Source organism: Akkermansia biwaensis (genome assembly GCF_026072915.1).
GTDB lineage: Bacteria > Verrucomicrobiota > Verrucomicrobiia > Verrucomicrobiales > Akkermansiaceae > Akkermansia > Akkermansia biwaensis.
On sequence record NZ_AP025943.1, the window covers coordinates 1,651,807 to 1,667,017 of the forward strand.

9 protein-coding genes are annotated in these 15,211 nt (G+C 61.5%); 4 read left to right on the plus strand and 5 right to left on the minus strand.

Translation table 11 applies throughout. From position 1 onward, the window contains the following. The first annotated feature begins 46 nt into the window (after nt 1–46). Nucleotides 47–1,126 carry a M42 family metallopeptidase gene (locus OQH67_RS06705; RefSeq protein WP_215434082.1) on the plus strand — a complete coding sequence of 360 codons (1,080 nt, stop codon included), beginning with the start codon at nt 47–49 and terminating at the stop codon, nt 1,124–1,126. A 237-nt stretch (nt 1,127–1,363) separates the two neighbouring features. Here the strand turns inward: OQH67_RS06705 and tkt are convergent, their stop codons facing one another. Then, nucleotides 1,364–3,367 carry a transketolase gene (gene tkt, locus OQH67_RS06710; RefSeq protein WP_215434081.1) on the minus strand — a complete coding sequence of 668 codons (2,004 nt, stop codon included), beginning with the start codon at nt 3,365–3,367 and terminating at the stop codon, nt 1,364–1,366. A 194-nt stretch (nt 3,368–3,561) separates the two neighbouring features. Between tkt and OQH67_RS06715 the strand changes: the two genes are divergently transcribed. Next, nucleotides 3,562–5,010, plus strand: coding sequence for a catalase (locus OQH67_RS06715; protein WP_215434079.1), 1,449 nt, complete (start codon nt 3,562–3,564; stop codon nt 5,008–5,010). Between the two features lie 127 nt (nt 5,011–5,137). On the opposite strand, the gene OQH67_RS06720 is transcribed toward OQH67_RS06715, so the two are convergent. After that, nucleotides 5,138–5,284, minus strand: coding sequence for a hypothetical protein (locus tag OQH67_RS06720; RefSeq protein WP_215434077.1), 147 nt, complete (start codon nt 5,282–5,284; stop codon nt 5,138–5,140). Between the two features lie 258 nt (nt 5,285–5,542). Between OQH67_RS06720 and proB the strand changes: the two genes are divergently transcribed. After that, on the plus strand, nt 5,543–6,304 hold the full coding sequence (gene proB, locus OQH67_RS06725) for a glutamate 5-kinase (protein WP_215434075.1): 762 nt from the start codon (nt 5,543–5,545) through the stop codon (nt 6,302–6,304). Nucleotides 6,305–6,314: 10 nt separating this feature from the next. Next, entirely contained in the window at nt 6,315–7,616 is a 1,302-nt protein-coding gene (locus OQH67_RS06730) for a glutamate-5-semialdehyde dehydrogenase (protein ID WP_251828293.1), read from the plus strand. A 68-nt stretch (nt 7,617–7,684) separates the two neighbouring features. Here OQH67_RS06730 and OQH67_RS06735 read toward each other — a convergent pair whose 3' ends face one another. The 3 genes from OQH67_RS06735 to OQH67_RS06745 all read right to left on the minus strand — a co-directional run bounded on the left by OQH67_RS06735 (nt 7,685) and on the right by OQH67_RS06745 (nt 15,133). Beyond that, a complete protein-coding gene (locus tag OQH67_RS06735) occupies nt 7,685–13,501 on the minus strand; it encodes an autotransporter domain-containing protein (RefSeq protein WP_215720010.1) in 5,817 nt (1,938 codons plus the stop codon). Nucleotides 13,502–13,708: 207 nt separating this feature from the next. After that, nucleotides 13,709–14,536, minus strand: a complete 828-nt coding sequence (gene cysE, locus OQH67_RS06740; protein WP_215434069.1) for a serine O-acetyltransferase — start codon at nt 14,534–14,536, stop codon at nt 13,709–13,711. Nucleotides 14,537–14,668: 132 nt separating this feature from the next. After that, nucleotides 14,669–15,133, minus strand: coding sequence for a DoxX family protein (locus tag OQH67_RS06745; protein ID WP_067572778.1), 465 nt, complete (start codon nt 15,131–15,133; stop codon nt 14,669–14,671). Nucleotides 15,134–15,211 lie beyond the last annotated feature (78 nt).

Sequence of the window (15,211 nt, forward strand, 5' to 3'; positions counted from 1 at the left end):
TTCTTTCCGGTTGAGCGGCATCCGGAACGGTGCTATAAAGGGGTATATGAAGATCAGCGACGACAGCCTTGAGTTTTTAACGGAACTTCTGGAGACTCCCAGTCCTTCCGGTTTTGAGATAGACGCCCAGCGCATTTGGGCGGATGAGATGCGGAAGTACACGGAGGATGTTCAGTGCGACACCTACGGGAATACGTGGGCCACCTTCCATGCGGACAAGGAGAACGCCCCCACCCTGATGATCGAGGCCCATGCCGATGAGATCGGCTTCATGATCCGCCACATTACGCCGGAGGGCTTCCTGTATGTGGAACGCGTGGGCGGAACGGATACGGCCATCGCGCGCGGGCGCCGCGTGCGCTTCCTGGGCAGCCAGGGGGAAGTGATGGGCATTACGGGGAATACGGCCATCCACCTGCGCGAAGGTGGGGAGAAGGAGCCCAAGATCTGGGAAATTTACATTGATGTGGGCGCTTCCTCCGACAAGGAGGTGGCCGACCTGGGGCTGCGTGTGGGGCATGTAGGCGTTTATTGTGACGGTCCCATGCTGATGAATGAGAACAAGCTGGTCTGCCGCGCGCTGGACAACCGCCTCAGCGGCTTCGTTCTTTCGGAGATAGCCAAACGCCTGTGCAAGCAGAAGAAGCCCCTGGCCTGGAACGTGGCGCTGGTCAATGCCGTCCAGGAGGAAGTGGGCTGCATCGGCGCCGGGATGATCACTTACCGCATTCAGCCGGATGCCGCCATCTGCATAGATGTGACGCACGCTACGGATTCTCCCGGCCTGGACAAGGGGAAGTTCGGGGATATCAAGCTGGGGAAGGGCCCCGCCGTCATTCACGGAACCGCCAACCATCCCAACCTGGTGGCCCGCCTGGAAATTGTGGCGGACAAGAACAAGATCAATCTCCAGCATGAAGCCGCGGGCCGCCGCACCGGCACGGATACGGACAGCATTTACGTTTCCCGCAACGGGGTGGCTTCCGCGCTGGTTTCCCTGCCGCTGCGCTACATGCATTCTCCGGTGGAAACCGCCGCCCTCAGCGATGTGGAAGATACCATCAAGCTGCTGGTGGAGCTGATCAAGTCCCTGAAGCCCGGCGATTCCTTCGGGCACAAGCTGTAAGCGGCACAAGACTTTTCATGCGGCGCATTTCCGCCTTCCGTGAAAGCGTTCCCTTGCTGCGGTTCCGGCCGCGGAAGGCTGGAGCTTTTCAGCCCGGGGCGGCGAGACGGAACCGTTGAGGATGGCGCGCGAGGCTGCCTTGTTTGCTCGCATGGGCCGGATGGATAAAGAGAAGGCTACCCCGCATCGGCAGGGCAGCCTTTGACAAATTGCATTCGGAAGCAATTCCGGGCCGTTTTATCTGGCAAGCACGTTTTGAACGGCGTTGACGACGTTGTCCACGTTCATGCCGAGTTCGTCCAGGACCTGATTGCCCGGGGCGGAGAAGCCGAAGCGGTTGATGCCCACGGCTTCACCCTGGCAGCCCACGTATTTCCACCACAGTCCCGTTACGCCGGCTTCCACGGAGACCCTCTTCATGCAGGAGGGGGGCAGCACGCTTTCCCGGTATTCGGCAGGCTGGGCGTCAAAGCGGAAGAAGCTGGGCATGGAGACCACGCGGATTCCGCTTCCGAGGCGTTCCGCGGCCTTCAGGGCCAGTTCCAGTTCGGAACCGGACGCAAGGATGATGGCTTCCAGCTTGTCCTGTTCCCGGCGGGCTACGTAGCCGCCTTTCAGCACGCCCTGGCGGCGCGTTTCCACGGGGATATCATTTAACGTGGCCACTTTCTGGCGGGTAAGGATCAGGGCGGTGGGGCCGTCGGCCCTTTGCAGGGCGGCCATCCAGGCTCCGGCCGTTTCTTCCGGGTCCGCCGGACGAATGACGTCCAGATTGGGGATTACGCGCAGGCCGGAGACGGTTTCCACCGGCTGGTGGGTGGGGCCGTCTTCACCCACGGCCACGGAGTCGTGCGTCAGGATGTAGGTGACGGGCAGCCCGCTCAGGGCGGCCACGCGGATGGCGGCGCGCATGTAGTCCACGAATACGCAGAACGTGGCGGCGCTTACGCGGAACAGGCCGTCGTACGCGATGCCATTGCAGATGGAGGCCATGGCGTGTTCCCGGATGCCGAACCAGAAGTTGCGGCCTTCCGGATTTTCCGCGGAGAAGTCTCCGCCGCCGTTGAGGTAGTTTTTATTGGAGCTGTACAGGTCCGCGCTGGTGGTCAGGAACCAGGGGTCGGCCTTCGCGATGGCGTTGATGGCCACGGAACCGGAGGAACGGGTGGCGTCGCTGTAGTGCGGGGAGAAGGCGGGGATGTCCTTGTCGGAAACGGAGGGGTCCACGCCCCTGGCGCAGGCGTCCATTCCGGCGTCCAGTTCCGCGGCAAGTTCCGGGAAGGATTGGCGCCATTCCCGGTACATGGCGTTCCAGGCGGAGAAGGCGGCTTCCCGCCGGGCCTTGAGGTCGTTGAAGTAGGCGCGGACGTCTTCGGAAACGTAGTAGCGTTCCCCGGAGGGGATGCCCCAGTTGGCATGCGCTTCTTCCAGGAGTTTGGCCCCGCCTTCGCCGTGGCCCTTGGTGGTGCCTTCAATGCCGGGGATGCCCTTACCGATGACGGTTTTGGCGATGATGAGCTGGGGCTTGCCGTTTTTGGCCGCCTTGGCGGCTTCCACCGCTTCCGCGACGGCTTTCAAGTCGTGTCCATCGATCTGGCGCACGTCCCAGCCCAGGGCTTCATACACGGCGCGGGGGTCGGCAAGCTGGGTGCGTTCTGCGGGGGCGTCCAGCGTGATGTCGTTGGAGTCGTAAATGAGGATGAGGTTGTCCAGTTTCAGCACGGCGGCCAGGGCGAGCGCTTCGCGGGCCACCCCTTCCTGCAAACAGCCGTCCCCCGTGAGACAGAAGATGTTCTGGGTGAAGATGTCCATGCCGGGCTTGTTGAACCGCGCGGCGGCGCGCCTGGCGGAGAGGGCGAAGCCGACGGCGTTCGCAATGCCCTGGCCGAGCGGCCCCGTGGTGCATTCCACGCCGTCCGTATCCCGGAATTCCGGGTGGCCGGGCGTGATGGAGCCCTTGTGGCGGAAGTTTTTGAGGTCCTCAATGCCGACGTTGAATCCTGACAGGTGCAGCCAGCCGTAAAGGAACATGGAGCCGTGGCCCGCGGAGAGAATGAAGCGGTCGCGGTTGAGCCAGCGGGGCTGGGCCGGGCAGACGTTGAGCAGATCACCGAACAGGACGGCCCCGATTTCGGCGCACCCCAGGGGAAGGCCCAGGTGGCCGGATGCGCAGTCGTGAACGGCATCCATGGCAAGGCCCCGCGCCTGGTTGGCGGCTTTTTGGAGAAGGTCAAGATTCATGCCAGGGCAATATGACGAGAACCGCCCTGCATGGAAAGTCTAAAATGCGTCTCCGGCAAGGGTTTCCGGATGGTCCGGGTGCCGTGGAAAAAGGGAAATTAGGGACGGTGATTTTTTCTTTCCGGTTTTCCGGGGATTCGGTCATTGACATGGTTGGGAAATTTGTTTTAATTATTCTAAATAAAAAATATTGCATGAGTGATTCGAAGAATTTAACTACCGAAGCCGGAGCCCCTGTTCCGGATAACCAGAACGTTTTAACGGCCGGGCCGCGCGGCCCCATGCTGCTGCAGGACGTCTGGTTTCTGGAGAAGCTGGCCCATTTCGACCGCGAGGTGATTCCGGAGAGGCGCATGCACGCCAAAGGTTCCGGAGCTTTCGGCACCTTTACCGTGACGCATGATATCACCCGGTACACGAAGGCGGCCCTGTTTTCAGAGGTGGGCAAGAAGACCGATCTCCTGGTCCGCTTTTCCACGGTAGCGGGGGAACGGGGCGCGGCGGATGCGGAACGGGATATCCGCGGTTTTGCCATCAAATTTTACACGGAGGAGGGCAACTGGGACCTGGTAGGAAACAATACGCCCGTGTTTTTCCTGAGGGACCCGCTCAAGTTTCCGGACTTGAACCACGCCATCAAGCGCGATCCGCGCACCAATATGCGGAGCGCCCGGAATAACTGGGATTTCTGGTCCTCCCTTCCGGAGGCTTTCCACCAGGTGACCGTGGTTATGAGCGACCGCGGCATTCCGGCTTCCTACCGGCACATGCACGGCTTCGGCAGCCACGCGTTCAGCATGTTGAACGCGGATAACGAGAGGGTCTGGGTGAAGTTCCACCTGAAGACGCAGCAGGGCATCAGGAACCTCACGGACGAGGAGGCGGAGGCCATTGTCGCGAAGGACCGTGAAAGCCACCAGCGCGATTTGTATGAAAGCATTGAAAAGGGGGATTTCCCGCGCTGGACGATGTACATCCAGGTCATGGCCCAGGAGCAGGCGAAGGCGTGCCCTTTCAATCCGTTTGACCTGACCAAGGTATGGCCGCACGGGGATTATCCGCTCATGGAAGTGGGCGTGCTGGAGCTCAACAGGAATCCGGATAATTATTTCGCCCAGATCGAGCAGGCGGCGTTCAATCCGGCCAATATCGTGCCCGGCATCGGCTTTTCTCCGGACAAGATGCTTCAGGGGCGCCTGTTTTCCTATGGGGACGCGCAGCGTTACAGGCTGGGCGTGAATCACAACCAGATTCCCGTGAACGCACCCAGGTGCCCGTTCCACAGTTACCACCGCGACGGCATGATGCGGGTGGACGACAACGCGGGAGGCACGCTGGGTTATGAACCGAACAGCTACGGAGAGTGGAAGCAGCAGCCGGAGTTCCGGGAGCCGCCGCTTGAGTTGGACGGGGCGGCCTGGCACTGGGATTTCCATGAAGACGACCACGATTATTATTCCCAGCCGCGCGCCCTGTTCCGCCTGATGACGCCGGAACAGAGGGAAGCCCTGTACGGCAATACCGCGCGGGCCATGGGTGATGCGCCGGATTTCATCAAGCAGCGCCATATTGACCACTGCATGGAGTGCGATCCCGAGTACGGGGAGGGCGTCGCCAGGGCCCTGGGCATGTTCAAGGGGTAGCCGGTTGGCCTTTTCCGGGCGGAAGTTCCTCAGATGCGGAGCTTCCGCCCGGTTTTTGGTGTTGGGGCGCCGGATCCGGCAATGCCGGGAGGATGTTGACGGGATGTTCCGGACGCTGGATGTGCATTTACTTCCGCGGTTCCGGTTGATAGGAGGCCAGGGTGCCCGTTCTTTCCTGTTTGTCGTAGTCTGACGGGGCGGCTCCCTCCTCCGTGAAGACGTGGGAGAGTCCGGCCGTGCCCAGGCACAGGAGAAGGAGGACGAACCTGATCATGTGGCCACTATGGCGCGGCAGACGTCGCGGGTCAATGAAAGTCCGTTTTCAAAAGGCGTTGTTACTCACAAGTTATTTTAGATTGTTTCTGCGTGTCCCGGTGAAAGGATGCTGCCGCTTCCCTGGAGCTCGGATGCGGAGGAGGGGCGCGGTTTTCCTCTTTTGCCGCAGCGTATTATTTGGAGGGAGAGACGATCCGGGGGAGTTTTTTTCTTCCTTTCTCGGGAAGACCGTCTGGTGTACAGTGGCGGCAGACGCATGAAGATCGTAGTGAAGGTAGGAACGGGCGTGCTGACCCGTGAGAACGGAACGCTGGACGGCTCTTCCATCGTGCATTTGGTGAGCGCCCTGGCGGATTTGATGCAGCAGGGCCACCAGGTGGTGCTGGTGAGTTCCGGCGCGGTCGGGGCGGGGGTTTCCGTACTGGGGCTTCCGTCCTATCCGCAGGAGCTGTCCCTCAAGCAGGCCTGCGCCGCGGTGGGGCAGACGCGGCTGATGCAGACGTATGAGAATCTTTTCAACCATTTTGACGTGGATGTGGCCCAGCTTTTGCTGACGGCGGACGATTTAAAGCGCCGCCGGCACCATGTGCAGGCTACGGTGATGCGCCTGTTCGAGCACGGAAGGATCATTCCCATCGTGAACGAGAATGACACCGTGTCCGTGGAGGAATTGAAGTTCGGGGACAACGATATTCTTTCCGTGCATATTGCCCGCATGCTGGAAGCGGACGCCCTGTTTATCCTGACGAGCGTGGACGGCCTGTATCCGCCGGGGGGAAGCCGGAAGGCCATCATCCCCAGGGTGGAGGATGTGGACGCCGTGCTGGCGTTCGCGGAGGAGGACCGGGGCCGTTTTTCCATGGGCGGCATGAGCGCCAAGCTCCAGGCCATCCGGGAAGCCGTGAATGCGGGGATAGGCGCCTACATGATGCATGGCCGCCATCCGGAACGCATCGGGGTACTGCTGGAAGGCGGCAGGGAGGAGGCGGGAACGTTTTTTGTACCGAAGAAGGGATGAAGCGATGAATATGGAGAATCCTCTTGAACCTGTTGGACGCGCGGCTGTGGCCGCTTCCCGTGAGCTGGCCGCCCTGAGTCCGGAGGAGAAGGCGGACGCCCTGCGCCTGATGGCCGCAGGCGTCCGGGGAGCCGCGGGGAGAATTATCCGGGAGAATTCCCTGGATATGGAGGAGGCGGAAAAAAACGGGCGGAATGCCGCGTTTCTGGACAGGCTGCTGCTGACTCCGGAGCGCGTGGAACACATGGCGTGCGGCATGGAGCAGGTAGCGGCCCTTCCCGATCCGGTGGGCGAGTGCATCCGTGAATGGACGCGGCCCAACGGGCTGCATATCCGCCAGGTGCGCGTGCCCCTGGGGGTCATCGGTTTTATTTATGAGAGCCGCGGCACCGTCACCTGCGATGCCGCCTCCCTGTGCCTGAAGTCCGGGAATGCGGTCATTCTGCGCGGCGGCCGCGAGTCCCTGCGGACCAACAGGGTTCTTGCGGCCGTGCTGCGGGAGGCCCTGGCGGAGTCTGCCGTTCCGGCGGACGCCCTCCAGCTTCTTGATTCGGGAAGCCGGGAGGAGGTGAAGCAGTTGTGCGAGCTGGATTCCTGTCTGAACGTGATCATTCCCAGGGGAGGGAAGGGGCTGATCCGGACCGTGATGGATTATTCCAGGGTTCCGGTGCTGAAGCATCTGGACGGCGTTTGCCATGTATATGTGGACGCCGCCGCGGATTTGAAGATGGCCCTCAATATTTTGGACGACGCCAAGACCCAGCGGCCGGGAGTCTGCAACGCGGCGGAGACCCTGCTGGTGGACGCCGCCGTGGCGGAACGGTTTCTTCCGATGGCGGCGGAGCGCATGCGCCAGCGCGGGGTGGAGTGCCGCGTATGCGGGCGCAGCATGCCGTTTTTCGGGCCGGAAGCCGTTCCCGCGTCAGAGGAGGACTGGTCCACGGAGTATGAAGACCTTATTCTGTCCGTGAAGGTGGCAGACGGTGTCCGGGACGCCGTGGAGCATATCAACCGCTACGGTTCCCACCACAGCGATTCCATTGTGACGGAGGACGGAAAGGCCCGCGATTATTTCATGGGCCGCGTGGATAGCGCGTGCGTGTACCACAATTGCTCCACAAGGTTCAGCGACGGGGAAGAGTTCGGATTCGGCGCGGAAATAGGAATCGGCACGGACAAGTTCCATGCCCGGGGGCCGATGGCCTTGCGGGAGCTGACTTCCTACAAGTACGTGATTGAAGGCTCCGGGCAGGTAAAGGACCCTTCCCGAATGCCGGATGCAGTCCGTTCCCGGCCGGAGGAGATTTCCTGATGCGGAGGGGGGCACCGCAGCGAGACTGCGATGCCCCCGGTTGCAATTACACCCAGAAGAAGTTTTTGTCAGAAGGCCAGCCTGTAGCCGATGCTTCCGTTGACGCTGCCGGCACGGCTGCGGAAGTCCGCGTTGACGTCCGCAAAGACGGAGCCGGTGTAACCCACCGGAATGGTGAGGCCCGCGCCTATCTGTACGCCGGTGGCGCCTTCCCGGGCCCCGTTCACGCGGAAGCCGGCTCCCGGCGCGCCGACGGGCGCCAGCGCGGCCGTGGTTTTCCGGTCGCCCAGGTTCTGGACAACCTGCACCCGCAGTTCACCCAGGCAGGCTCTTCCCATCAGGTTGTCGGAGAGTTCCCCGCGGAGCCTGGCGCCCAGTCCCACCGTGCCGTAGGTGGAGTCCATGTCGTCCACGCTCATGCCCAGGCCTCCGGTTTCCGTAAAGCCGTCCATCCGGCTCTTGTAAATGGAGCCATTCACCAGGGGCTGGAAGACGGAGGTCCTGTTTTCGTTCAGGTACAGGTCATAGGTGCCTTCATAGAACGCGCCGCAGCTGCTGCCGCTGGTACTGCCGTGCATGGAGTACATGCCGGTTCCCGCTACGCCCGCCGTGCGGTTCAGGGAGGCGTCATTCCATCCACAGGTGAGAATGAGGTTGTGAGCCCAGCGGCCGGATTGGAGGCGGAAGAACAGGTTGCCGTAGTAGGAGTCCAGGTCTCCGTTCGCCCTGTAGGCGTCCAGGTCCCCGTAGCTGGCGGAGAAGGCCGCGCCCCAGACGAAACTGTCGCTGCACGTGACGTCAAACCCGAAGGTGCCGCCCCAGGTGTTGAGCTTGTAGCCTGATTCGTCCCTCCGGTCATCCAGCTTGCGGTAGCCGCCTTCCCCTTCAATCCAGGCATTGAAGCGGGGCAGGTCGTCGTTGACGTATTGCAGGGAGGCTCCCATTTGCGCGACCCTGTTTCTCAGGTGCAGCACCTGGTCTTTCAGGGCCCCCTTCTGGGCGGAGTGCAGGGCGGTAATCCCGCTGCCCGCATAGAAGGAGAGGGCGGATTGAATGGTTCCCGCGTCACCGGCGGCCTGGGCGTTCCCCACGGCATTGAGGAATTCCATCATGGCTGGGCTGATGTTCTGCGGGGCGGAGGTGACGGTCCACAGGCTGTCCACGGCGGCTTTCTGGTTGTCTGTGGAGGCGTAGTCCTTCAGAGGGCTGTCTCCCAGCTTGGTGAAGCGGACCTGGAAGAGTCTGCCGTCGTCGGAAAGCATTTTACCGATGTCATAGACGAGGTTGGCGAAGCCGGCATAAGTCAGGTTCACCATGTCCGCCGTCCAGCTTGTCCCGTCCGCCGTGACCAGTCCGTTTTCCGCATAGAGGGCGTTGATGGTGAATTCCGGCAGGATGGCCCAGTCTCCCGCGGCGCCGAGGCCGTAAATGTTGACGTTGATGGACGGTTCCGTCCCGCTGATGCGGATGGAGCCGTTTTCCGCCTGGATGGCCGCCCAGCCGGAATCGGCGCTGCGGGAAACGGTTTCCGTGCTGACGGTGAGGTCCAGGGATGCGCCGGAGGCCAGGTCCGCCGCCACGCCTGTGTTGTTGCCCGTCAATACCAGCTGGACCGCCCTCTGATTGGGATTGCCGCCCAGGTACAGCTTGCCGTTGGAGGCGATGGAGAGCGTGCCGGCCGTGGTGTTGTTCATCAGGGAAAGGTCCGCCGTGGCGTCCAGGTCGGAGGCTTCCCGGGTGTTGTCCCCTATGGAGATGTTCCTGTAGGCCATGGAACCGTCCGCGGCCAGGTTCTTGTCCCCCAGGACGAGGTGGCCCCCGGTCCTGGTATGGCTGACGTCCACATTGCCGTTCCCGGAGGAAAGGATGATCTGCGTGCCTTCCCCCCGGTGGGTGATGACGCCCGTACCGGTGATTTCCCCCTTGAAGGAGTAGGTTTTGCCGTTGCTGGAGGCCAGTTCCAGATGGCCGTCCGCCCCCAGGTGGAGCGTGCCGTTTTCCTGTTCCTGGTGCAGGCCTTCCAGGGCGATCGTGGAGCCGTCCTGCAGGCGCAGGCCGCCGCCGTCCAGATGGAGCAGCACGTTTTCTCCCAGATTGCTGCCCGTTGTGAGAACCAGGTTGCAGTTGCCCAGTTTCAGAGTTCCCGCGCCGGTGATGGAGGCGTTGAGCGTCAGGTCTGAAAGCGTTTCCCTGGAGATGGTGAGCAGGGCTCCCCCGGCCAGGGTGATGGAGCCGGAGCCCGTCAGGTCCGCGGCGGCCAGGGAGGCGGAGTTGAGCGTCAGCGCCGCGTCCCGTTCCACGTTCAGGGTTCCGGAGATGATGGAGCTTTCCGCCCTGTTCTGCAGGACCAGTTCCCCCTGGTGAACGTCCAGCGCGGAGGCGGTGATTCTACCGTCAATGGTCAGTTTCCTTTCTCCGTCCTTGACCAGCCGGGCGCTTCCCAGAATGGACCCGGCGTAAGCGGTGTTGCCCGGTTTGCCCGGTTCTGCGGAGGTTTCATTGAGCAGCGTGATGATTACATCCTTGTCCGTTCCCGTGTTCACGACGGCATCGGATTCCGTCCCGGCCAGGTAGCGGATGGCGGTTGCCTTGTCCTCGGGAGCCGTCCCCTGGGGCAGGTCGATGTTCAGCGTTCCGTTGTTGGTGACGCTGGGCGTTGCTCCCAGAGTGGCGGCGGAGGTGACGTTTTTGACGGCGCCACTGTCAATGATCATGGCGTCCAGATGGCCGAAGGAGATGATTACCCGGCCGTTTTCCGTCCGGGTGATGTCCCAGGCCATGCCGTTGTATTCGCTCAGCGTGATGTTGTTGGGGTCTGCATGAAGAGCGGCGTTGGTGATGTGGAAGGCATAGTCTCCGGGAGCGTTCAGCAGGGCCACGGCATCAGCCGTCAGCGTCAGGGTGAGTTCTCCCAGCGTAAGGCTGGAACCGGCCGCGTCATTGAACCGGATGATGCCCGTGCCTTCCGCGCCCATGTTGGCGGCGGAGAGACGAAGCTGGGTTAATGAGCCGGAGAGGTCCGCATTTCCCGTCAGTCCGGAGATGGTTCCCGTTCCGGTTCCCATGCTGATGGAGTCCAGCTTGCCTCCGTCCAGGCCGCCCATGTTGATGTCGCCGGTGATGCCGGAAACGGAAACGCTTTTGGCTCCCAGTCCTTCGGTGTTGGCCAGTGTTCCCGCGGAGATGGATATTTTCCCGGAGACGGTCTGCCCGGCCAGGTCCAGCGTGCCTCCTTCCACCTGGTAGGTTCCGGTTCCGGTGTCTGCGGATTTGAGGGTGAGGTTGCGGGAAATGCGGATGGTGCCGTTGTTGGTGATGTCCAGGGAGGCTCCCTGGTCTTCGTTAAACCGGAGGGTGGAGCCCTGGTCCACGGCCAGGGAGGAGACCGTGTTGCCCAGGGCCTTGTCCAGCGTCAGGTCCGAGTTTCCGGTGACCTGCACCTTGTCAAAGTTCTGGAGTGTTCCCAGGAAGCTGGCGGTATAGTGGTCGAAGACGAGCTTCTTTTCCCCGTTGACAGTGCCGCCCCCCTTGCCGTCAATGGTTCCGGCGTATTTGTCGAATTTGTGCTCGGTTCCGTTTCCGGTGGTGGCGGCAATGTCCTTCAGGGTGATGGTGGTGCCTCCGTTGATGGTGCCGCTGGTTTTGTTGCCTCCGCACAGGAGCGTCCATGCCCAGTTGTCTCCATCGGCCTTGCCCAGAATGGCGTTCGTGCCCGTGATGGTCAGGCTGGTTCCCTGGGAGATGGTTCCGTCCGTCTTGTTTCCGGCGTAGATTTCATTCATGAACGTTCCGCCGTTGATGTAAAGGGAGGTAGAGCCGGAGATGGTTTTGGCGCCCGTGTAAACACCGCCGAAAATGCGGTGGGAGAAAACGCCGTCATTGAACGCCATGGTAATGTCTCCGTTCACGGCGGTGGCGTAGGCTCCCGCCACGGAGGTGCGGTCCGCCTCTCCGGCAGTGAAGGAGGTGTCAAAGTTTCCTGTGGAGGAGGAGAATTCCAAGTAAATGTCCCCGTGGACGGTTCCGGCGTTAACCGCGCCGAAGACGGTCGATTTGCCGATGGAACCTTCCGCAAAGCGCAAGTTGATATTCCCGTACAGGTCCCCGGAAGTATGGCCGCCTATCCATCCGTTGTTGGAGACCACTCCCTCTCCAAGCGTTACCCATAGGTCCTGCCGGTTTTCCGCGGTGCCGTACGCGCCGCTGTTGGCGTGAATGAGTTTGGTGCTTCCCGTTCCGGTTATGTTGGAGATGTTGGAGTTGGTGCTGTTGCGGACATTGTACGTGTTGTTGGCTCCCGCCGGCGCTACGGCCGTGGCGCCGGTGTCCGTGGTCCATTCAATCATGCCCGGTTTCAGGGCGGAGGCCCTCCCATGGGCCAGGTAGATGGCTTCCGGTCCGGTAATGCCGCTGGAGGAGGGGGCGTAGGAGAGGGTGCCGTCCAGCGCCAGATTGGACAGGATGGCGTCCAGCGTGCCGGAATAGCTGAAGGTGAGGCCGGAGGAATTGGCCCCCGCCGCCGTTTGCGCCTCCCCGATGAGGACATCCCCCAGCCAGATGTAGTAGCCTGCGCTGAGGCCGTTGGCGTTGTCCCCCGCTACGTAGGCCACGCGGATGGTGTCCGTGTTGGCGGACATGTCCCTGGAGTACAGGATGGCGCTTCCCCACTGGATGTACGCTTCATTGATGTTCAGCGTGCCGTTGCCCAGGTTCAGGGAGAAGTTGTTGGTGGTGTCCCAGCCTCCCGTACTGCCGTTGCCCAGGCGCAGGGTGAAGTCCACCGTGTATCCCGCGGAGCCGCCCTGGGATTCCCCCCATGAGTAGGTCAGGGTGCTCGTTCCCGCGTTGTTGAAGTTGATCGTGTTGTTGGAGATGGTGACGTTGCTGGCCGTGAATCCCCTGGCCGTGAGCTCCTCCCGGGTGATGGAGGGCGTCTGCCCGAAGTTGACGCCCAGTTCGTGGGAGGCTTTTCTTTCCTGCCCGGCCGACCGTCCTGCGTAGCCCATGCCCCTGGCCAGGTTCCCCGCCATGAGCAGGTCGCCCTGGGCGTTGGGGTGCAGGCCGTCCGCCGTGGGGTTGTTGAACATGGTTCTGACTCCGTAGAAGGGGGTGGAGGAGGCCACGTCGATGATGCCCTGGTTGACGTCGATGACCGTAACGCCGTCCTTGTCCCGGCCCCAGTTTTTGAGGGATTCGTTGTAGTCGGCCACGGCCTGGTGGGTCGCGCTGGAATTGCCGTTGGCGTGCTGGGTCCAGCACGGGATGGAAAGAACGATGATTTCCGCGCCGCTATTGGCGGTTTTCATGGCTTCCACCATGGTATCCATGTCTCCAAGCAGGTTTTGCGTGACGGCGGAGAGGCGGTCGTTGAGCGTGCCGTTGTTGCCGTCGGAGAGAAGGTCGTTGGTACCGACCAGGATGAAGAAGGTGTCGGGGGCGGCGGTTCCGGTGAACGTTTGTCCGGTGTAAGTGCCTCCTTTTGTTTTTTCCGTGCTCAGGCCCAGCCAGTTGCTGATGTTGGAACCGTTGAAGCGTCCGTAGTTGGCGCCGTCTGCGCGCCCTGCGATTTCATAGGCGCGGGCGCTTGCCTGGGAGGAATGGGCGTTGTTGAATACGCGGCCGCCGTAAGAGATTCCCGCCGCCACCCCGCCGGAGTAGTTGCCGGTGTTGATCCCCGCCGTGCTGTAGGAAATGCCGTTGTCCGCGAAGATTTTGTGCAGTGCCCAGCGGTAGGAGCCGCTGTTGACGCCGTGGGTGATGGAGTCCCCCACGTACATGACGTTGCCGAGGCTGCCGTCAGATACGGAAGCGGAGGTGGCGAAGGGGCAGAAAACGCAGGAAGCCAGAAGCGCGGCTTTCAGAGAAAAGGGTAACCTTGGACGCATATTTTATGAATATGCGAATTACGAATCCGGCCTCAATCCAAAATTCTTACGTTCAAAGTATTACGAATTTCAATATGTTGAAATGCAGGATATTGCGGCACGGCTGGTCTTTTTTTGTGTCATATCTCTTCCTCCTCCATGATCAAGGAACAGAGGCGTTTCCGCTCCGGCCCAGAGGGATGCTGCGGATTCGTAATCCGTTAGTCGTCAGTTACAAAGGCACTGGTTCATTTCCAGCGCGGGATTGTCCGGAACGGAGTCGTTGACGATGACGGCCGGAACGCCTGCCACGGTGGTGTGCGGAGGGACGTCTTCCAGCACGACGGAGCAGGCCGCGATTTTCGCGCATTGGCCGATGGTGACACGGCCCAGAATTTTTGCCCCGGCGCCGATCAGAACGCCGGATTCCACGATGGGGTGGCGGTCCCCTTCCTCTTTCCCGGTGCCTCCCAGCGTGACTTCATGCAGGATGGAGACGTTGTCGCGGATGATGGCGGTTTCCCCTACCACAAAGCTGGTGGCGTGGTCCAGCAGGATGCCACACCCGATGACGGCGGCGGGGTGGATGTCCACGGCAAATACTTCGCTGGCAAGGCTCTGGAATTGCAGGGCCATGATCGTGCGACCGTGTTTCCACAGCCAGTGGGAAATACGGTAGGTGGTGATGGCGTGGAACCCCTTGTAGAACAGCAGGGGTTCCAGAGGGGTGCGGCAGGCTGGATCACGGTCCACGATGGCGATGAGGTCGTGGGCGATCTGGCTCAGAATGCTTTCTTCATCCGCCAGGGCTTCCCTGATGAGGGGCTCGATCAGTTCCCGCGGCATGTCCCGGCGGGAGAGCTTGCGGGCCAGCCGTGCGGAGATGGAGGTGGCCAGGGAGTTGCGGGAGAGGCAGACGTCGTCCAGAATACCGCGCATGGCGGGTTCCTCGTCCGCCGCCTCACGGGCGCATTCCTCCACCCATTCCCAGACGCCGTTGATAACGCATAGGCAGTTGGTGCATTGCCGGAGTTTGGTTCGTTTCAAGCTGGTCATGAGTGGACGGAGATGGTAGACAAAAAGGAAGGGCCTCCCGCAAATGGGCGGCCTCTCCCTTATGAGTACCAGAGTGCGGCGGCGTTGAGAACAGGAAAGTATGTCCTATGCCTCCCGGAGGGGACATGCCCGTCAGCCGAAGATGGCGTGGACGATGTTCATGAACCATGCGTCTATGGACCAGGGGCCGGGACCAGTCAGCAGAAGGGCCAGCGCCGCTCCGGCGTAAAGCACATGGAATTCAATTCCTTCCCCCGCCTTTTTGCCGGACCAGTTGGCAAAGTAGCCGTTTTTGAGGTGCTTGGTCATGGCGACGATCATCATGATCATGACTCCCAGCGCAGCCACCCGCGTGAATAGCCCCAGGGCCAGGCAGATGGGGGCGCAGAATTCCGTGAGCATGGCCACCTTGGTGAGGAACGGCGGAATGCCCATTTTTTCCGTAAATGTCCGGTAGGTTCCGTCCCATCCCGCGCCGCCGAACCAGCCCAGCACTTTCTGGGCGCCGTGGGGCCACAGGATCAGGGCCAGAGTGAGGCGGAGGACCAGCAGGCCCCAGCCTGCCGCGGCGATGGTGATGGAATCAATGCTGTTCATGAAAGGGGAATGATTCAGTAAAGACCCTTTTGTCGTTTTAGGCGTTCATTTCCAGAAATGAAAAAGGCCGGAAGGAAT